This is a genomic window from Nocardioides hankookensis, from assembly GCF_042658885.1.
Taxonomy (GTDB): domain Bacteria; phylum Actinomycetota; class Actinomycetes; order Propionibacteriales; family Nocardioidaceae; genus Nocardioides; species Nocardioides hankookensis.
This window is the reverse complement of record NZ_JBHSRJ010000009.1, coordinates 623,837-641,619: the sequence shown is the minus strand read 5'-3', so window position 1 is coordinate 641,619 and position 17,783 is coordinate 623,837. Positions and strand designations below refer to the sequence as shown.

Genomic DNA, 17,783 nt, shown 5'->3' with positions numbered 1-17,783 from the left:
TGGATGGACACCATGACGACGCTCGACCTCACGACCGACGCGGTCACCCTCACCGAGCAGCTGGTCAACATCGAGTCCGTCAGCCTGGAGGAGCAGGCCATCGCGGACGCGGTCGAGCAGGCGCTGCGCGGGCTCGGGCACCTCGAGGTCGTACGCCGCGGCAACAACATCGTCGCGCGCACCGACCTCGGTCGCGCCGAGCGCGTGGTCATCGCCGGCCACCTCGACACCGTGCCGGTCAACGACAACCTGCCCGCCAGGCGCGAGCAGACGGCCGAGGGCGACCTGCTGCACGGCCTCGGCACCTGCGACATGAAGAGCGGCGACGCGGTCATCCTGCGGATCGCCGCCACGGTGCCGGAGCCCAACCGCGACATCACCTTCATCTTCTACGACGCCGAGGAGATCGCGGCCGTCCACAACGGCCTGGGCAAGCTCGCCCAGAGCGACCCCGAGCTGATCGCCGGCGACTTCGCGATCCTGATGGAGCCGTCCAACGCCGGCATCGAGGCGGGCTGCCAGGGGACGCTCCGCGTGGAGGTCCGCACCACCGGCGAGCGCGCCCACACCGCCCGTGCGTGGCGCGGCGTCAACGCGATCCACAAGGCCGGTGCGGTGCTGCGGCGCCTCGAGGACTACGAGCCGCGCAAGCCCGTCATCGACGGGCTCGAGTACCACGAGGGCCTGAACGCGGTCTTCGTCCGCGGCGGCGTCGCCGGCAACGTGCTGCCCGACGAGTGCGTCGTCGAGGTCAACTACCGCTTCGCGCCCGACTACTCCGAGGCCGACGCCGAGGCCTTCGTCCGCGACTTCTTCGACGGGTACGACGTGACGCTCACCGACTCCGCGCCCGGCGCGCTGCCCGGGCTGGACCGGCCGGCGGCGAAGGACTTCCTCGCGGTCGTCGGTCGCGACGCCGCCCCCAAGTTCGGCTGGACCGACGTGGCCCGGTTCAGCGCCCTCGGCGTACCGGCCGTCAACTTCGGGCCAGGCGACCCTCTGTTGGCCCACAAGCAGGAGGAGCACGTGCCCGTGGCCGACATCGAGCGTTGCGAGGACGTCCTGAGGAAGTGGCTGACCGCATGAGAGCGAAGTTCAAGGGCCCGATCATCCAGCGCCGCAACCAGGTCGACCAGGGCACCACCGACCAGCGGCTGCTCGACTCCCGCGGCCAGAACGCCTGGGTCCACACCGACCCGTGGCGGGTCCAGCGGATCACGGCGGAGTTCGTCGAGGGCTTCGGCGCGTTCGCGGAGCTCGGCCCGGCGATCGCGGTCTTCGGCTCGGCCCGGACGCCCACCGACAGCCCCTGGTACGCCGCGGGGGAGGCCACCGGTCGCCGCCTCGTCGAGGAGGGCTTCGCGGTGATCACCGGCGGCGGCCCGGGCGCGATGGAGGCCGCCAACAAGGGTGCGTGCGAGGCGGGCGGGGTGAGCGTCGGCCTCGGCATCGAGCTGCCGTGGGAGTCCGGCCTCAACGAGTGGGTCGACGTCGGCGTGAACTTCCGCTACTTCTTCGCCCGCAAGACCATGTTCGTGAAGTACTCGCAGGGCTTCATCGTGCTGCCCGGCGGGGTCGGCACCCTCGACGAGCTCTTCGAGGCGCTGACCCTGGTCCAGACCGGGAAGATCACCGACTTCCCGATCGTGCTGGTCGGGTCGTCGTACTGGCAGGGGCTCCTGGACTGGATGCGCGACACCTCCCTGGCCAGCGGCACGATCAGCGAGGTCGACCTGGACCGCCTGATCGTCACCGACGACGTCGACGAGGCCGTCGCGCTGATGGTGGCCGCCCGGGAGGCGCACCGCTCGTGATGTGGTTCTTCGCCGTCCTCGTGGTGCTCGCCCTCGGCGGCGTGGCCCTGCTGGCCGCCGGCCGCGGCACGCCGATGGCCGAGGTGTACGACGACCGGCCCGACTCCAGCGTGCCCGCGACCGGGCCGCTCGCGGCCGACGACATCCGCCGGGTCCGCTTCTCGCTGGCCTTCCGCGGCTACCGGATGTCCGAGGTCGACGCACTGCTCGACCGGCTCGCCCGGGAGCGGGACGAACCCGCCCCGGAGACCAGTCCTGAGGCCCCGGAGGAGCCCGCGCCGGAGCCGCTGCGTGGCGACGACCACACCGCGTAGGGCACACTCGCACCCGTGTCGACCGAGGTGATCGTCTACGTCCTCACCGCGCTGGCTGCTGTCGTCGTGGTGCTGACCCGGCTGCGGCTGGGCCGCCGGAGCGGGGGTGCGGGCCGCCTGAACATGGGTCAGGGCCTCGTCAACGTGCACACGATCGCGGGGTCGCTGGCGCTCGTGTCGTGGGTGGTCTTCCTGGTCGCGTCCGAGGACACGTTCGTCGGCAGCTCGACCTTCGGCATCCTGTCGCTGGCCTGCTGGTGGGTCACCGTCGCGGCCGGCCTGCTGATCCTGGTGCGCTGGCGACGCCCGCGCGGACGCCACGCCTCCCAGGGCAGCGAGGACTCGTGGTCCGACGGCCCCGGTCTCTCGATCCTCGCGCACGTCGGGATGCTGGTCGGCGTCTCCGTCTTCACCTGGGCCTACCTGACCTCGGTCGTCTGACCGCCCCGGGGCGGTGTGACAGGGTGCGGGGCATGCGTCTCGGGATCATCCTCACCGCCCTCGCCACCCTCGCTGCCGGATCGCTGGTCGCGACGCCCACCGTCGCGCCGGCGTACGCCGGCCAGGCGCCCGTCGACCGTCCGGCCGTCGTCGAGCGGGTGGTGATCGGCCACTCCGTCCGCGGCCGGCCCATCACGGCCTGGCACCTCGGCGAGCCGGGCAAGCGCAAGGTGCTGCTCATGGCCACCATGCACGGCGACGAGGGCAAGCCGCGCCAGATCCTCACGAGCCTGCGCGACGGGCAGCCGATCCGCGGCATCGACCTGTGGGTGGTGCCGGTCTACAACCCCGACGGCCTGGCCCGCGGCACCCGCAAGAACGCCCACGGCGTCGACCTCAACCGCAACTTCCCCTACCGCTGGGCCGACCTCGACGGGTCCTACGAGTCCGGGCCGCGCGCTGCCTCGGAGCCCGAGACCCGGGCGATGATGAAGTTCCTGCGGAAGATCAGGCCGGCGCGGATCATCAGCTTCCACCAGCCGCTCTTCGGGGTGGACACCGACACCAAGGACCGCGGCTTCTCGACCCGGGTGGCGCGCGCGCTCGACCTGCCGCGCAAGTCGTTCACCTGCGGCGGGGTCTGCCACGGGACGATGACCGGCTGGTTCAACAGCCGCTTCGGCGGCTCGGCCGTCACGGTCGAGTACGGCTACCGCCCGTCACGAGCCCGGATGGTCTCGGGTGCGCCGCGCCAGCTCCTGAACCTGTTCGGCGCCCACCGGGCGTCGCGCTAGCGACCCTCGAACGTCGGCTTCTCCTTCGCCACGAACGCCGCCACCGCGGCGCGGTGGTCGGCGGTGGCTCCGGTCTTGGTCATCATCGCGCTCTCGAGCTCGAGGGCCTCCTCGAAGGAGTGGCCGGCGGCGTACGCGACGGACTGCCGCATCGCGCCGAGCGCGACCGTCGGGCCGGCCGCGAGCCGGCTGGCCAGCGCCCCGACCTCGGCGGCCAGCTCGTCGGCCGGCACGACCTTGGTCGCGAGGCCGAGCTCGAGCGCGTCGGCGGCACTGATCGTGCGCGGGAAGTAGAGGAGCTCGATCGCCTTGGCGCGGCCGACCAGCTGCTGGAGGTGGTAGCTCGCGCCGGTGTCGCAGGAGAGCGCGACGTTGGCGAAGGCGAGGTTGAAGCCGGCCGTGTCCGCGACGATCCGCAGGTCGCACGCGAAGGCCAGGCTGGAGCCGGCGCCCGCGGCGACGCCGTTGACCGCGGCGATCACCGGCTTGGCCATCCCGGCCAGCGCCGTCACGGTCGGGTTGTAGTGCTCGTCGACCGTCGTGAAGAGCGCGTCGCTGCCGCCGTTCTCCAGGAGCTCGATGTGCTCCTTGAGGTCCTGCCCGGTGCAGAACGCCTTGCCGCTGCCGGTCAGCACCACGCAACGCACGTCCGGGTCGTCGGCGACCTGGCGGATCGTGTCGCGCAGCAGCACCTTCGTCTCGATGTTGAGGCTGTTGTAGGCCTTGGGCCGGTTCAGGGTGATGGTGGCGACGCCGTCGGTCACCTCGAGCAGCACAGGAGCATCGGTCATGCCCGCAGTCTGTCAGGCGCCCAGACAGCGGGCGACGAACCGGTCGGTGCCGGGCTTGAGCCGGGTCGCCTCCGACGCGAAGAGGGCGGCCGCCTCGCGGCCCGGCCAGTCGTCGGGGAGCAGCGCGTCGGGCAGGCCCGGGTCGGCGAAGAGGAACTTGCGCCACTCGTGCACGAGGTGGAAGCGAGCGGCGAAGGCGGCCTCGTCCTCGTCGTCGTGGGCGTCCAGGTGCCGCACGACCAACCCGTCGGCGGCCTCCAGCCAGCCGTCGTACGACGAGCGCAGCCGGCCCAGGTCCCACGCGCCGGTCGGCTCCGGGTCGAAGCCGTCGGCCCAGGCGGTCCGCGCGGTGGCGCCGGCCCGCTCCAGGACCGACTCGAGCTCGGCGCGGCGGAAGGGGCTCACCCAGACGTTGTCCGCGAGCTCGGCGTACCCGACGAAGGTCAGGTCGGCCCGCAACCGCGTGCGCACCGGCCGGCCGGCCGGCGGGTCGACGAAGGCGACGTGCCAGCGCCCGTCCCAGGTGGGCAGGTGCCGGCGGTAGACCCGGTCGCCGGCCTCGTCGAGACGCCGGTTGGCCTGCTCGGTCGTGCGGTAGCCGCGCCCGCCGCTGAGCTGGACCGGCTCGAGCCAGCCCTGCATCACCATCCGGGAGATGGCGGTCCGGACGGCCGGTGCCGCGATGCCCACCGGGTCCAGCATCCGCACGACGGCGGCGACCGGGGCCTCGCTGCCGCGGGCGCGCAGGTGGTCGCCGTACACGTCGAAGAGTGCCGAGCGGGCCTGCATGCGCCGAGTCTGCCAGCCGTGGCCGGAGCACCCGCGTTGCCCCGAGGGCGTGGCTGGTGCTCCACGTCACCACTTCATAGGGGATAATGGTTCGCGCACATGGCGCAGCGGGCTCGCTCGGAGGCTCGTTCGGCCCCTGACAGGCGAAGGAAGGTGCGCGGATGGCGGCGATGAAGCCGCGGACGGGCGACGGTCCGCTGGAGGTCACCAAGGAGGGGCGCGGCATCGTGATGCGCGTCCCGCTCGAAGGCGGTGGCCGCCTCGTTGTCGAACTCAACGCCGAGGAGGCCGGTGCTCTCGGGGATGCCCTCAAGGACGTCGTCGGCTGACGCCGTGTCGGCCCCGAAGCTCCACCTTCCGAGTCAGGTCTCACCTCCCGACTTCGCCCTGAGCGAGACACCGCCCCACGCAGTGGTCGGCGTCGAGGTGGTGGCGTTGCCGGTCCTCCCGGGCGAGGACGGCACGGCGCCGCTGCTGGGTCCGGGTGCGGCCGACCTCGCCGACCTGCTCGGCATCGACCTGGTCGGCGTGCTCGAGGTCGCTGCGGCGACCGGGCGCGCAGGTGAGGTCACGACCGTCCCGGTGCCCCTGGGCAGCGCGGACAACGCCGAGCTCGGCCTGGTGCTGCTGGTCGGTGTCGGTGCGCAGCGCGGGCAGGACTTCCGCCGGGCCGGCGCGGCGATGGCGCGAGCCACCCGTGACCGCGCCTCGGTGGCGACCACGATCCCGGCGATCGCGCCCGACGAGGCGCTGACGCCGTTCGTCGTCGGCGCGATGCTCGGCTCGTTCGGGTTCCAGTGGCGCTCCGGTCCGCCGGAGCACCAACCGGTCGGCCGGGTGGTGCTCGCCGACCTGGCGCCCGACCTCCAGCCGGTGCTGCTGCGCGCGGTCGCGATCGGCGGCGCGGGCTGGCGCTCGCGGATGCTGGCGACCGTGCCCGCCAACCTGAAGAACCCGCCGTGGCTCGCCGACCAGGCGCGCGCGGTCGCGGAGGAGCACGGCCTCGAGTGCCGGGTGTGGGACGAGCAGGAGCTCGCCGATGGTGGCTTCGGCGGGATCCTGGCCATCGGCCAGGCCTCGGCGACGCCGCCGCGGCTGATCCGCCTCGACTACGCGCCGCCGAAGGCCGGACGTCGTACGCCGACCGTCGTGCTGGTCGGCAAGGGCATCACCTTCGACACGGGCGGCCTCTCGATCAAGCCGGGCGAGGCGATGGTCAACATGAAGCGCGACATGACGGGCGGGGCGGTCGTCCTCTCGACCATGGCCGCGCTCGCCGCCGTCGGCTGCCCGGTGCGGGTGGTCGGGCTCGTCGCCTCGGCGGAGAACGCCATCGGCGGCAACGCCGTCCGTCCCGGTGACGTCGTACGCCACTACGGCGGCCGCACCACCGAGGTCACCAACACCGACGCCGAGGGCCGGGTCGTGCTCGCCGACGCGCTCGCGTACGCCGTCGCGGAGGTCAAGCCCGACGTGATCGTCGACGTGGCGACCCTGACCGGTGCGATGAAGGTCGCGCTCGGGCAGCAGGTGGGCGGCTTCTTCGCCAACGACGACGCGCTCGCGCGCCTGCTCGCCGCGTCCGCGGAGACCGCCGGCGAGCCGCTGTGGCGTTTCCCGCTGAGCGAGTCCTACGAGGCCAAGCTGAGCTCGAAGGTCGCCGACGCCGACAACGGAGCCGGGGGACCGGGCGCGATCACGGCTGCGCTCTTCCTCCAGCACTTCGTGGGGGAGACCCCGTGGGCGCACCTGGACGTCGCGTCGGTGGGCGACGCCCCCGAGGAGTCGTACGAGTGGACCGCCGGACCGACCGGCTTCGGGGCGCGGGCGCTGCTGGAGTGGCTGGGCTCGGCCGAGCCGCTGGCGGGGATCGGGAGCTAGACCGCTCAGTCGGCGTCCGGGCTCCACTCCTTCTTCGCGAGGAGCAGCCCGTCACCGACGGGGAGCAGCAGCGACACCAGGCCGTCGTGCTCGGCGACGGCGCGGCCCAGGTCGCGGATCGCGACGGTCTCCTCGTCGCGCTGGGCGGGGTCGGCGACCCGGTCGTGCCACAGGGCGTTGTCGAAGGCCACCACGCCGCCGGGGCGCAGCAGCCGCAGCGCCTCGGAGAGGTACGCCGAGTACTCGCGCTTGTCGCCGTCGCAGAAGACCAGGTCGTAGTGGCCGTCGGTCAACCGCGGCAGCACGTCGAGGGCCGCGCCGGAGATGGTGCGGGCCCGCTGGGTCGCGAAGCCGGCCTCGGTGAACGACTGCCGGGCCAGGCGCTGGTGCTCGGTCTCGATGTCGACGGTGGTCAGCACGCCGTCGGCGCGCATGCCGCGCAACAGCCACAGCCCCGAGACGCCGGTGCCGGTGCCGATCTCGACCACCGCGCGCGCGTCCAGCGCCGCGGCCAGGAACCGCAGCGCGGCGCCGCCTCCCGAGCCGATCGGCGTGACGCCGACCTCCTCGGCCCGGGCCCGGGCGGCCGCCAGGACGGCGTCCTCGGCGACGAACTCCTCGGCGTAGGACCAACTCGCTGGCTTCACGGGCTCAACGTATCGCGCCCGGGACGCCGGAGGCGGGAACACCGGGCCGGGGTCGCTCGTTCTCCTGATCGAGGCACGGACGAGGGACACTGGCCTCACAGGAATCTCTCAGCACCTGTCCCTACGGTGAGGAAGGTCAGACTTTGTTCGGCGGATCCGCGCGACAGCGCGACACAGTGCACTCGAAGGAGGCTCCGGTGGAGGCCACTCCGGACCAGCACGTGCCCTCCTGGGAGGAGATCGTCGAGCAGCACTCCGACCGGGTCTACCGGCTGGCCTACCGCCTCACCGGCAACCGGCACGACGCCGAGGACCTCACCCAGGAGGTCTTCGTCCGCGTCTTCCGGTCGCTGTCGACGTACACGCCCGGCACCTTCGAGGGCTGGCTGCACCGCATCACCACCAACCTCTTCCTCGACCAGGCCCGCCGCAAGCAGCGGATCAGGTTCGACGCCCTCTCCGACGAGCGCGCCGAGCGGCTGACGTCCTCGGCGCCGACGCCCGACCTGGCGTACGTCGACCGCACGTTCGACGACGACATCGAGAGCGCGCTCGCGACGCTGCCCCCCGACTTCCGGGCGGCCGTCGTGCTCTGCGACGTCGAGGGACTCACCTACGAGGAGATCGCCGAGATCCTCGGCACGAAGCTCGGCACCGTCCGCTCCCGCATCCACCGCGGCCGCGCGATGCTGCGCACCGCGCTCGCCCACCGGGCCCCGAGCGAGGGCCGGGTGCGGTACGCCGGTCCCGCGTCGGGCCAGCTCCTCTCGGGCTGGGGGAGCACCTCGTGATGGGTCCGGTCGGACACCTCGGGCCGCGGGTCAGCGCGCTCCTCGACGGGCAGCTGTCCGCGGAGGAGACCGAGCGCGCCTGGGCGCACGTCCACACCTGCCACACCTGCCGTGACCAGGTCGAGCGCGAGGGCTGGGTGAAGACCCGCCTCGCCGGCCTGTCCTTCGGCGCGACGTCGACCCCCGACAGCCTCAAGGGCTCGCTGCTCGGCGCGTGCCCCGCGACGCCGTCCGGCTCGTTCCTCGTCGAGGACCGCGAGCACCGGCGCCGCCAGATCGGCCTGGTCGCCCTCGGCGGCGGCGCCGTCGGTGCGGCTGTCATGGGCGTGCTGGCGCTCGGGGTCGCCCCGGCCGACGGGCCCGTCAACGACCGGCGCGCGCCGGCGTCGATCACCCACTCCCAGGCCCCGCGGGTCCCGGCGCCGACCGAGCCGACGCTGACCCGGTCCTCCTTCGCCCGCCAGGACTGATCCCGGCCCGACCGCCCCGGCAGGAGTAGGCCTTGTCCCTCGGGACATGATGGAGCCGTGAGCCACGACGACGTCCCGCCGTCCGGCGCGGAGCCGACCCAGCCGCTGCCCTACCCGCCGCCGGCCGGCCCGCCGCCTGCGGGACCGGCGCCGAGCTGGGTGCCGCCGACGTACCAGCCGGCGCCGTACCCGCAGCCGTTCGGGGCCCCGCCCCAGCAGCACCGCCAGGAGACCCCGCGCGGCCGGGTGCCCGGCTGGCTGTGGCCGGTCGTGTGCGTGCTGGCGCTGGTGATCGGCGTGCTCGGCGGCCTCGTCGGCGGTGCGGCGTACGAGGGCCTCCGCGACAAGCCGGGCACCGTGGCCGGTGGCCTGGCCGACGTCGACACCGTCTCCGAGCCGCCGCTGAAGGCCGACAACGGCTCGATCGCGGCCGTCGCCCAGAAGATGCTGCCGAGCACCGTGCAGATCATCGCGGCGTACGACGGTCAGGCCGGCGGCGCGACCGGCTCCGGGTTCGTGCTCGACCGCCAGGGTCACGTCATCACCAACAACCACGTGGTCGCCGACGCAGCCTCCGACGACGGCCCGATCGAGGTCGTCGACCAGGACGGCAACCACTACGACGCGAAGATCGTGGGCCGCAGCCCCGTCTACGACCTCGCCGTCCTCTTCGTGCCCCAGGCGCGCAAGCTGTCGCCGGCCGCGCTGGGCTCGTCGCGCCGACTGGTCGTCGGCGAGGGCGTCGTCGCGATCGGCTCGCCCCTCGGGCTGAGCTCGACCGTCACGGCCGGCATCATCAGCGCCCTGCACCGGCCGGTCACGACCGGCGACTCGGGCAACGAGTCGTCGTACATCAACGCCGTGCAGACCGACGCCGCGATCAACCCCGGCAACTCCGGCGGCCCGCTGGTCAACCTGCGCGCCCAGGTCGTCGGCGTGAACTCCGCGATCGCGACCACCGGCGGCTCGGTCGGAGGCGAGTCCGGCAACATCGGGGTGGGCTTCGCGATCCCGATTGAGCAGGTGAAGATCACCGCCGACCAGATCCTGCGCACCGGCGAGGCGCGCTACCCGGTGATCGGCGCGAAGGTCCGCACCGGCGGCGAGTCCGACGGCAACGGCGCCGAGGTCGACTCCGTCCAGCCGGACACCCCGGCCGAGGCCGGCGGCCTCGAGAAGGGCGACGTGATCACCGCGGTCGACGGCTCTCGGGTCACCGACGGCATCGCCCTCATCGTCGCCATCCGCACGCACCAGCCCGGCGAGACGGTGGAGTTCACCGTCCTGCGCGACGGCGAGGAGCGCTCGATCAAGCTCACCCTCGACGGCGAGGTCGGCTAGCGACCGATGCGCCACGTCGACCTGCCCGGCCTCGAGGGCGGGCGCTGGGTGCCCGACGCGCCGACCGGCGTGGGCGCGCTGGTGCTCGCGGGCTCGAGCGGTCGGGTCGATGCCGCCCGCGCGGAGCTGCTGGCCGGGCACGGCGTCATCGCGGAGTCGATCCGCTGGTTCGGCGGCGCCGGTCAGCACGACGGCCCGTGGGACATCGCCCTGGAGCTCTTCCTCGACCGGGTGTCCGCGCTGGCCCAGGACTGCGACCGGGTCCTGGTGCTGGGCACCTCCTTCGGAGCCGAGGCGGCGATGCTGACCGGCGCGCTCAGCGAGCAGGTGTCCGCGGTCGTCGCGTTCGCGCCGACCGACCTGGTCTGGGCGGGCGTGCGGTCGGACGGCAGCGTGACGTCGCACTGGACGCTGGACGGCGTACCGCTCCCGTTCGTGCCGTTCGACGATGCCTGGGAGCCGGAGTCCGAGGAGCCCGCCTTCGCCGACCTCTACCGGGCGAGCCGGCGTCGGTACGCCGAACGGGTGCCGGCGGCGACGATCCCGGTCGAGCGGATCGCGGAGCTGGTGCTCGTGGCCGGCGGCGACGACCAGGTGTGGCCGGCGGTCGAGATGGCGGAGGCGGTCCGGGACCGGCGTAGGGCGCACGGCCTCGACACCGTCCTGGTGACCGACCCGGAGGCGGGGCACCGCGCGGTGCTGCCCGGCGAGTCGGTCGTCACTGCTGGGATGCGGATCCGGCGCGGCGGGGACGAGGCCTCCGACCGCCGGCTCGGGGCAGCCGCGTGGGCCGCGATCGAGCGGCTGCTGCCGGACCCCGCCTAGGCCTCCGGCTGCTCGGCGTCCACGAACGGGTGCTCGTCGACGAAGGTGCGGGTCTCGGAGTACATCCGCTGGATGAACTCCTCCAGCTGCGCCGACTCGACGCGCCACTGGCCGCGGCCGCCGATCTTGATGGCGGGGAGGTCGCCGCGTCGCACGAGCGCGTAGACCTGCGCGCTCGAGGTGTTCAGCACCTCGGCGACGTCGGCGAGCGTGAGGAAGCGGGGCGTCGCGGACATGGGCCCATCGTCGCATCCCGGACCGGTCCACGGCTCGGTGCCTCGCGCGCCTGTGGATGACCGGGTTTGTGTCTCGGCGGCGGGGGTGATCATGTCGGGGTGAGTCTCGGGGTCAGGCACGACGACCCGGACACCGGTCGCTCGACCGGGTCCCGGGCGGTGACGACGGTGCCCTCGGCGGCGCGGGCCACCAGGCCCGGCTGGCGCGACCCCCGCCTGTGGGTGGGCCTGCTGATCCTGGCCGTCTCGGTGGTCGGCGGGTCCCGGCTGCTGGCGGCGGCCGACGACACCGTCGCGGTCTGGGCGGTCGCCTCCGACGCCGGCCCGGGAGCGGCGCTGACCGAGGACGACCTGGTCGTGCACCGGGTGCGGTTCTCCGAGCCGGACGACCTGGCGGGCTACTACCGCACCGACGACGCGCTGCCGTCCGACCTGCGGCTCGTGCGGGCCGTCGGCGCCGGGGAGCTGCTGCCTCGCGGCGCGGTCGGTGCGGCCGACCAGCCGGTCGACACCGTCGAGCTGCCGGTCGCCGTGGAGTCCGAGCAGGTGCCGCCGGCGGTGCACGCCGGCTCCGTCGTGGACGTCTACCTGGTGGGCGAGCCCGCGCGCGGTGCGACCGCAGCCGGTGAGCCGGGCACACCGGTGCTGCGCGAGGCGACGGTGGTCGACGCGCCCAGCGCGGACGGTGGGTTCGGCGGGGCGGCCGGGCGACGTCAGCTGGTGCTGGCGGTCCCGCAGGCCGACGCCGCGGCCTACTTCGCGGCGGTCGCCTCGCTCGAGAGCCCGCTGCTGACCGTCGTACGCCGGGGCTGACGATGGCCGACCGGGTCGTCGTCCTGATCGTCGCGTCCGGGGCGGCGTGGGAGCCCGAGGCGCTCCGGCTGCTCGGCGACCACCCCCGGATCGTGGTGCTGAAGCGCTGTGTCGACGTCGACGACCTGCTCGCGGCGGCCACCGCCGGACAGGCCGACGTCGCCGTGGTCGGGCTGGACGCCCCAGGCCTCGACCGCGCGGCGGTCGACCACCTGCGCACCCACGCCGTGCGTCCCGTCGCGATCGCCGCCGGCGGTGCGACCCTCGACGGCGGCCGGCTGCGGGCCGGACGGATCGGCATCCCGGTCGTCGTCACCGACGACCACCTCGACACGCTCGCCGACGCGATCTGCGCCGACGACCGACCCCCGACGATGGTCCGCCGGCCGGTCGACCCGGCCCCGGTCGGACCGCCCGGACGCCCGGCGCCGGCGATGGCCGGCCGGGTCGTCGCCGTGTGGGGACCGGCCGGCGCCGGACGCAGCACGGTCGCCGCCGCGGTCGCCGCGGAGATCGCCCGTCGCCGCCGGCGGGTGGTGCTCGTCGACGCGGACCCGTACGGCGGAGCCCTCGCCCAGCAGCTCGGCATCCTCGACGAGGTCTCGGGCCTGCTCGCCGCCGTACGCCTGGAGGCCGGGGGACAGCTCGAGGCGCGAATGGGGTCGGTGCAGCGGGGGATCGACCAGCACCTCAGCGTGGTGACCGGCCTGCCGCGGTCCGACCGCTGGGTGGAGGTCCGGCCGGGCACGGTCGACCAGCTGGTCTCGCTCGCCGCCGCCGGGGCGGAGGTCGTCGTCGACACCGGCTTCAGCGTCGAGGAGGAGCTCGTTCCCGACCTCAGCGGCCGGCCCGGCCGCAACCAGATGACGGTGGAGGCGCTCGACGCCGCCGACGAGGTGCTCGTCGTCGGCGGTGCCGACCCGGTCGGGCTGTCCCGCCTCGCGCGCGCCCTGGTCGAGCTGGGCGAGCGTCGCAGCGGTCGCACGGTGCAGGTCGTGGTCAACCGGATGCGGCCCTCACTGGGTTGGAGCGAGCGCGAGATCGTCGCGATGGTCTCCGGCTTCGCGCGGCCGAGCGCGCTGCACTTCCTGCCCGACGACCAGCAGGCCGTCGACCGCGCGCTCGTCAGCGGGCGGACCCTGGTCGAGTGCGGTGACTCCGACCTCGGTCGGGCGGTGAGCCGGCTCGTCGACGGTCTGCTGCCGGTGCCGGCCGAGACCTGATCCACACAAAACCGGTGGTCCGGATGTCTCAGGCGCCGCCCGGAACGGCCGAACCTTCCCCTGTGGGAACTCGATGACCTGGAGCCGGCGGCCGCCGACATGGAGGCGCGCCTGCTGTACCCGAGCGGGCGGCGTACGCCTGCCCTGTCGCCCTTGCTCGGCTCGGTGGTTCCCGCCCTGCTGCCGCGGATGTCCCGCGTCGAGCTGGAGATGCTCGGCTCGATGCGCGGTCCGGTCAGTCCCACGGTGCTGCCGGCCGGAGCGCCGCCCGACCTGCTCGTGAGCCAGGTGCGGGTGCGCGCCCAGCTGGTCCGCTTCTACCTGGACCTGCTGCCCGGGCTCGACCGGATGCACCGCAACGGCATCGACGCGCTCTGCGACGTCGCCACCGTGCTGCACCTCGAGCGCTGGATCCAGCCGGCCGTCGCGTCCGAGACGATGCGCCCGCTGCGCCAGCTCGTCGGACCCGAGGAGGAGCTCGGCTTCGGCCCGTCGTACGACGAGGTGCTCGACGTGCTGCACGGCATCGCCGACTTCACCGGGAGCGCCCGGCGGGTGCAGGCCGTGACCCAGGCGTGGGTCGGGCGTCCGGAGGTCTACTGGGACGGCATCGCCGACACGTTCCTCGCCACCGCCGCCGTCACCGGCCGCCAGTCCGCGCTGCGGATGGTGACCCGGGTGACCGCGGTGTCCAGCGCGACCGTGCGGCGCAGTCCGGTCTTCCGGGCCACCCGGCTGCGTGCCGCCGCCACGATCCTCTCCGACGTGGTCGACGACGACCTCGTCGCCGCGGCCAGCGAGCCGTGGCTGGCCGGCATCTCCGCCGGCCCGACGCACGCGTAGGGCTAGGGCACGTCTCTCAAGTCGGAGCGCCTGCTGCGCGAGGTTTCGCATCCGATCTGGCCGCGTTGTCGGCGACTCGACGGGACTCCGTCCCGCCTTCGCACCTCCGCCTTGCCAGATACGGCGCGAAACCCCGCTCGCGACGGCGTCGACTTGAGAGACGCACCCTAGGCGGCGAAGAGCAGGTAGAGCCCGCCCACGGTGAAGGCGATCATCGCGACTAGCAGCGGCAGCTGACCGGTGAGCTGGTGGCGGCGCGGAAGGATCCGGATGGCCCGGTCGTGCGCCGCGATCACACCGAGCACGTGGCCGGCGACGACGGCGAGCACCTTGATGTTGGCCAGCAGGGTCGGGTGGTAGCTGAGCCAGTAGCTGACGTCCAGGTTGGCGGTGCCGAGCAGGTTGGTGCCGTTGCTGAGCGGGTTGCTCATCTGGATCAGCGTCAGCTGGCCGACCTCGACGAGGTAGCTCAGGTAGTGGGCGATCACGTAGCCCACCACGATCGGCACCACGGAGTGCGCAAACAGGTCCGGCAGCTGGCGACGCTGGAGGTCGTCACCGAGCCCGGTGAGCATCGTGCCGGCCGCGAAGATCGCGCCGACGCCGACGCAGAAGGTCAGCAGCGCCAGGTTGTTGAGAAGGTACGCCGAGGTGGTGCTGCCCTGCACGAACTGCACCCAGTGCGTGGAGTCCTTGAACGAGTCGAACGCCGTGCTGCCGAAGAGCACGGCGACCACACCGACCAGACCGGGTCGGACGGGCGTCGAGTCCAGGTTGGCGAGCGGGCTGCGGATCAGCAGCACGCCGTCGCGACGACCCCAGGCCGACATCCGCGACACCAGGGTCGAGTAGACCTCGAACGGGTCGGCCCGCTCGTAGAAGACGTTGCCGAAGAGGGCGCCGCCGACCAGCATCACCGCGACGTACGCCGCGACCCACAGGCGCACCGGGCCGAGCTCGGTCGAGTACGGGTAGACCAGCTCGAGCCACACGAAGGCGAAGAGGCCGAGCGCGGCGGGCCAGTGCCCGAGCCGCTCGGGGTAGGTGAAGACGCCCCGCTCGGGGTCGCTGCCCGACACCTTCGCGAACGCGAGGTTGATCGTGCGGACCGGGCTGATCGCCTTCCACACCGGGCCGAAGAAGAGGGAGAGCGGGACCAGGCCCACCCACCACCACACGTAGAACACCCCGAAGACGGGGTTGATGACGAGGTCCTTGCCGAAGACGGCCGCGACACCGACGTAGAGGAAGAGCGCGAAGCCCAGCGTGCGCCACAGCACCCGCCACCACGTGGAGTCGACGATCGCGACCAGCCAGGCCGGCGCGGGGCGGCCGCTGGTGGCCGCGTCGTAGCGCGGGTTGCGCCAGGCGATCGCGAGGACCGTGAACGAGACGACCAGGGCGGCGGTCGCGCCCGCGATCGCCAGCTCGGGCGAGATGGGCAGGTCCTTGGGCCCGCCGACGCCGTGGGCGAGCGTGATGCCGTCGAATGACACCTCAGGCAGCCGTCACTGCACTTCGAGCTGGACGATGACCTTGTCCAGGTGGTGCGACTCGACGTCGACCGTGCCGGGCTGGTCCATGCCCTTGATCGTCTGCGTGGACTCGCCGGCCGGGTACTCGAGCTCCTGCTCGGGGGAGGAGTGCACGTGGATCTCGCCGGCGACGTCGGCGTCGATGTCCAGCTGGACGTCCTGGCCGGTCGCGACCTCGACGCGGTCGCCGTTGGGGGTGACGGAGTCTCCGTCGAAGGTCACCTTGATGACCTTGGGCTCGGAGGACGAGCCGGAGTCGGACGGCGTGTCCTCGTCGCCACAACCGGTGGCGAGGGTGAGAGTGGCCAGCACGGTGGCGGCGATGAGCAGTCGGCGCATGGAGTCAGACTCCCACGGCGCCCCAAGCCTGGGTACGGTGACCCTGCCGCCGGTAGGCCACGCGACGAAAGGGCAGCGGATGACCGAACGACTCCGCCCGCGCGACGTCGCACTCCTGGCCGAGGAGTCCACGACCACGCCGATGCACAACGCGACGGTCGAGATCTTCGAGCCGGGGCCGGCCGGCTTCGACTACGCGCGCCTGGTCGAGCTCGTGCAGGACCGCATCTCGTTCGTGCCGCGCTACCGCCAGCGCGTCCAGTTCGTGCCGGGGCGGCTCGCCAACCCGGTCTGGGTCGACGACGAGCAGTTCGACATCGGCTTCCACGTACGCCGCTCCGCCCTGCCGCGCCCGGGCAGCCTCGAGCAGCTGCGCGAGCTGGTCTCCCGGATCGTCTCCCGCCCGCTGGACCGCAGCCGGCCGCTGTGGGAGATCTACGTCGTCGAGGGGCTCGCCGACGGTCGGTTCGCCCTCCTCACCAAGTCGCACCACGTGCTGGTCGACGGCATCGACACCGTCGACATCGGCCAGGTGCTGCTCGACACCAGCGCGGAGCCCAAGGAGCTCGGCGCGGACGAGTGGCGGGCCAGGCGGGCGCCGTCGCCGTTCTCGCTGATGGCCGGTGCCGTCAAGGACTCCGCGACCGACGCCGGCACCGTCGTCGACACCGTGCGGACGACGACCGGCTCGGTGCTGCGGGGTGCCGCGGCCGGCGCCCGGACCACCGGTCGGGTCGTCGACGCGCTGACCAACCGGACGCCGCGCGCGGAGTCGCCGATCATCGGGCCCCTCTCGCAGCAGCGGCGCGTCGTCACCGTGCGCACCGACCTCGCCGACCACCGCAAGGTGCGCGAGGCCCACGGCGCCAGCATCAACGACGTCGTGCTCGCCGCGGTGACCGGTGGACTCCGGGCCTGGCTGATGACCCGGGGCGAGTCGATGCGCGGGATCCGCAAGATCCGCGCGCTGGTGCCGGTCTCCGTCATCGACGACGACCTCGAGGCCACCGCGCTGGGCAGCCAGATCGCGGCCCACTTCGTCGACCTGCCGGTCGGCGAGGCCAGCCCGCTCGTGCGCCTGCACCAGGTCTCGTACTCCTTCCTCGCCCACAAGGAGGCCGGCCGCGGCATCCCGGCGACCCGCCTCGCCGGCCTGTCCGGCTTCGCGCCGGCGACCTTCCACGCGCTCGGGGCCCGGGTGGCCGGGGCCGAGCGCCGCAAGGGCTACCAGCTCTGCGTCACCAACGTGCCCGGACCCCAGGCGCCGCTCTACGCCGCCGGCGCCCGGATGGTCGCGACCTACCCGGTGCCGCCGCTCTTCGAGGGCCGGCCGCTGGCGATCGGCGTGACGTCGTACGACGGGTCCGTGTTCTACGGGTTCAACGCCGACCGCGACATGCTGCCCGACGCCGACCTGCTCGCGCAGTGCCTGCGCGAGGCGCTCGACGAGCTGGTCGACACCGCCTCCCCGAGCCGCACCCGGGCACCGCGGGGCCGTCGCAAGAAGAAACCGGAGCAGCCATGACCCGGGTCTACCTGCCGCTGAGCCTCGCACTGCTCGCCGACCTGCACGCCTCCGGCGAGCTGACGGTCACCGACGACGCGGTGGTCGCCCCCGACGACAGCGAGGAGGGCGAGTACGCCGCGCTGATGACCGCCGCCGACGCCTCCGCCGCGATGCTGACCGGGCCCGGACGCCGCGTCGTGGTCGTCGCCGAGCTCGACAAGGAGCCGGAGACCGGCTGGACGGTGCCGCTCAAGCGTCTCGTCGCCGTGCACGCCGACACCGAGGACCGCCCCGCCGACGCCGACCCCGACGAGGACCTCGGCTGGTACGGCGTGCAGGAGATCCCGGCACTTTTGGGCTCCCACGAGCCGGAGTGAGAGCATCGCAGG

Annotated in this window: 22 protein-coding genes; 16 read left to right on the top strand and 6 right to left on the bottom strand. The window is 73.3% G+C overall.

Translation table 11 applies throughout. The features are described from left to right. Positions 1-12: 12 nt before the first annotated feature. Genes dapE through ACFPYL_RS22695 form a run of 5 tightly spaced genes read left to right on the top strand, consistent with a single transcriptional unit; the run spans position 13 to position 3,363 of the window. Positions 13-1,086: a succinyl-diaminopimelate desuccinylase gene (gene dapE, locus ACFPYL_RS22715; RefSeq protein ID WP_379159969.1), complete on the top strand. Its 1,074-nt coding sequence runs from the start codon at positions 13-15 to the stop codon at positions 1,084-1,086. Beyond that, positions 1,083-1,814: an LOG family protein gene (locus ACFPYL_RS22710; protein WP_379159966.1), complete on the top strand. Its 732-nt coding sequence runs from the start codon at positions 1,083-1,085 to the stop codon at positions 1,812-1,814. Before dapE ends, ACFPYL_RS22710 begins: the two co-directional genes overlap by 4 nt. After that, positions 1,814-2,128 (top strand): DivIVA domain-containing protein, encoded by a 315-nt coding sequence (locus ACFPYL_RS22705; RefSeq protein WP_379160892.1) that lies wholly within the window; start codon positions 1,814-1,816, stop codon positions 2,126-2,128. The genes ACFPYL_RS22710 and ACFPYL_RS22705 overlap by 1 nt, the downstream gene beginning before the upstream one ends. Positions 2,129-2,143: 15 nt before the next feature. Beyond that, the gene (locus ACFPYL_RS22700) at positions 2,144-2,569 is read left to right on the top strand and encodes a hypothetical protein (RefSeq protein ID WP_379159963.1); all 426 of its coding nucleotides are present in this window, start codon (positions 2,144-2,146) and stop codon (positions 2,567-2,569) included. 32 nt (positions 2,570-2,601) lie between these two features. Continuing rightward, complete coding sequence (locus ACFPYL_RS22695) at positions 2,602-3,363, top strand: M14 family zinc carboxypeptidase (RefSeq protein WP_379159960.1); 762 nt, start codon at positions 2,602-2,604, stop codon at positions 3,361-3,363. Here the strand turns inward: ACFPYL_RS22695 and ACFPYL_RS22690 are convergent. Both ACFPYL_RS22690 and ACFPYL_RS22685 read right to left on the bottom strand, forming a co-directional pair. Continuing rightward, entirely contained in the window at positions 3,360-4,154 is a 795-nt protein-coding gene (locus ACFPYL_RS22690) for an enoyl-CoA hydratase/isomerase family protein (RefSeq protein ID WP_379159957.1), read from the bottom strand. The two genes, ACFPYL_RS22695 and ACFPYL_RS22690, sit on opposite strands and share 4 nt — an antisense overlap. Positions 4,155-4,166: 12 nt before the next feature. Then, on the bottom strand, positions 4,167-4,943 hold the full coding sequence (locus ACFPYL_RS22685; protein WP_379159954.1) for a PaaX family transcriptional regulator: 777 nt from the start codon (positions 4,941-4,943) through the stop codon (positions 4,167-4,169). A 161-nt stretch (positions 4,944-5,104) separates the two neighbouring features. On the opposite strand from ACFPYL_RS22685, the gene ACFPYL_RS22680 reads away from it, so the two are divergent. Then, the gene (locus ACFPYL_RS22680) at positions 5,105-5,272 is read left to right on the top strand and encodes a DUF3117 domain-containing protein (protein WP_082574674.1); all 168 of its coding nucleotides are present in this window, start codon (positions 5,105-5,107) and stop codon (positions 5,270-5,272) included. Between the two features lie 100 nt (positions 5,273-5,372). Continuing rightward, positions 5,373-6,824, top strand: a complete 1,452-nt coding sequence (locus ACFPYL_RS22675) for a leucyl aminopeptidase family protein (RefSeq protein ID WP_379159951.1) — start codon at positions 5,373-5,375, stop codon at positions 6,822-6,824. Between the two features lie 5 nt (positions 6,825-6,829). On the opposite strand, the gene ACFPYL_RS22670 is transcribed toward ACFPYL_RS22675, so the two are convergent. Beyond that, positions 6,830-7,471: an O-methyltransferase gene (locus ACFPYL_RS22670; RefSeq protein WP_379159948.1), complete on the bottom strand. Its 642-nt coding sequence runs from the start codon at positions 7,469-7,471 to the stop codon at positions 6,830-6,832. A 176-nt stretch (positions 7,472-7,647) separates the two neighbouring features. On the opposite strand from ACFPYL_RS22670, the gene sigE reads away from it, so the two are divergent. The 4 genes from sigE to ACFPYL_RS22650 are packed head-to-tail and all read left to right on the top strand — an operon-like array spanning position 7,648 to position 10,898. Next, positions 7,648-8,262 carry an RNA polymerase sigma factor SigE gene (sigE, locus tag ACFPYL_RS22665; RefSeq protein WP_379159945.1) on the top strand — a complete coding sequence of 205 codons (615 nt, stop codon included), beginning with the start codon at positions 7,648-7,650 and terminating at the stop codon, positions 8,260-8,262. Next, a complete protein-coding gene (locus ACFPYL_RS22660) occupies positions 8,262-8,732 on the top strand; it encodes a hypothetical protein (RefSeq protein ID WP_379159942.1) in 471 nt (156 codons plus the stop codon). The genes sigE and ACFPYL_RS22660 overlap by 1 nt, the downstream gene beginning before the upstream one ends. Before the next feature lie 57 nt (positions 8,733-8,789). Next, positions 8,790-10,073, top strand: a complete 1,284-nt coding sequence (locus ACFPYL_RS22655; RefSeq protein WP_379159939.1) for a S1C family serine protease — start codon at positions 8,790-8,792, stop codon at positions 10,071-10,073. A gap of 6 nt (positions 10,074-10,079) precedes the next feature. After that, positions 10,080-10,898 carry an acyl-CoA thioester hydrolase/BAAT C-terminal domain-containing protein gene (locus tag ACFPYL_RS22650; protein WP_379159936.1) on the top strand — a complete coding sequence of 273 codons (819 nt, stop codon included), beginning with the start codon at positions 10,080-10,082 and terminating at the stop codon, positions 10,896-10,898. On the opposite strand, the gene ACFPYL_RS22645 is transcribed toward ACFPYL_RS22650, so the two are convergent. Beyond that, the gene (locus ACFPYL_RS22645) at positions 10,895-11,134 is read right to left on the bottom strand and encodes a helix-turn-helix domain-containing protein (RefSeq protein ID WP_379159933.1); all 240 of its coding nucleotides are present in this window, start codon (positions 11,132-11,134) and stop codon (positions 10,895-10,897) included. The genes ACFPYL_RS22650 and ACFPYL_RS22645 overlap by 4 nt on opposite strands. 99 nt (positions 11,135-11,233) lie before the next feature. On the opposite strand from ACFPYL_RS22645, the gene ACFPYL_RS22640 reads away from it, so the two are divergent. From ACFPYL_RS22640 to ACFPYL_RS22630, 3 genes are all read left to right on the top strand, one after another. Continuing rightward, the gene (locus ACFPYL_RS22640; protein WP_379159930.1) at positions 11,234-11,947 is read left to right on the top strand and encodes a hypothetical protein; all 714 of its coding nucleotides are present in this window, start codon (positions 11,234-11,236) and stop codon (positions 11,945-11,947) included. Between the two features lie 2 nt (positions 11,948-11,949). Next, positions 11,950-13,170, top strand: coding sequence for a nucleotide-binding protein (locus tag ACFPYL_RS22635; protein ID WP_379159927.1), 1,221 nt, complete (start codon positions 11,950-11,952; stop codon positions 13,168-13,170). Between the two features lie 99 nt (positions 13,171-13,269). After that, positions 13,270-14,013, top strand: a complete 744-nt coding sequence (locus ACFPYL_RS22630; protein ID WP_379159924.1) for a hypothetical protein — start codon at positions 13,270-13,272, stop codon at positions 14,011-14,013. Positions 14,014-14,180: 167 nt separating this feature from the next. Here ACFPYL_RS22630 and ACFPYL_RS22625 read toward each other — a convergent pair whose 3' ends face one another. Continuing rightward, positions 14,181-15,509 carry a hypothetical protein gene (locus tag ACFPYL_RS22625; protein WP_379159921.1) on the bottom strand — a complete coding sequence of 443 codons (1,329 nt, stop codon included), beginning with the start codon at positions 15,507-15,509 and terminating at the stop codon, positions 14,181-14,183. Positions 15,510-15,521: 12 nt separating this feature from the next. Then, positions 15,522-15,887, bottom strand: coding sequence for a hypothetical protein (locus ACFPYL_RS22620; protein WP_379159918.1), 366 nt, complete (start codon positions 15,885-15,887; stop codon positions 15,522-15,524). A gap of 79 nt (positions 15,888-15,966) precedes the next feature. On the opposite strand from ACFPYL_RS22620, the gene ACFPYL_RS22615 reads away from it, so the two are divergent. Further along, positions 15,967-17,412 carry a WS/DGAT/MGAT family O-acyltransferase gene (locus tag ACFPYL_RS22615; protein WP_379159915.1) on the top strand — a complete coding sequence of 482 codons (1,446 nt, stop codon included), beginning with the start codon at positions 15,967-15,969 and terminating at the stop codon, positions 17,410-17,412. Continuing rightward, positions 17,409-17,771, top strand: coding sequence for a DUF6912 family protein (locus tag ACFPYL_RS22610; RefSeq protein WP_379159913.1), 363 nt, complete (start codon positions 17,409-17,411; stop codon positions 17,769-17,771). The genes ACFPYL_RS22615 and ACFPYL_RS22610 overlap by 4 nt, the downstream gene beginning before the upstream one ends. The last annotated feature ends 12 nt before the right edge of the window (positions 17,772-17,783 follow it).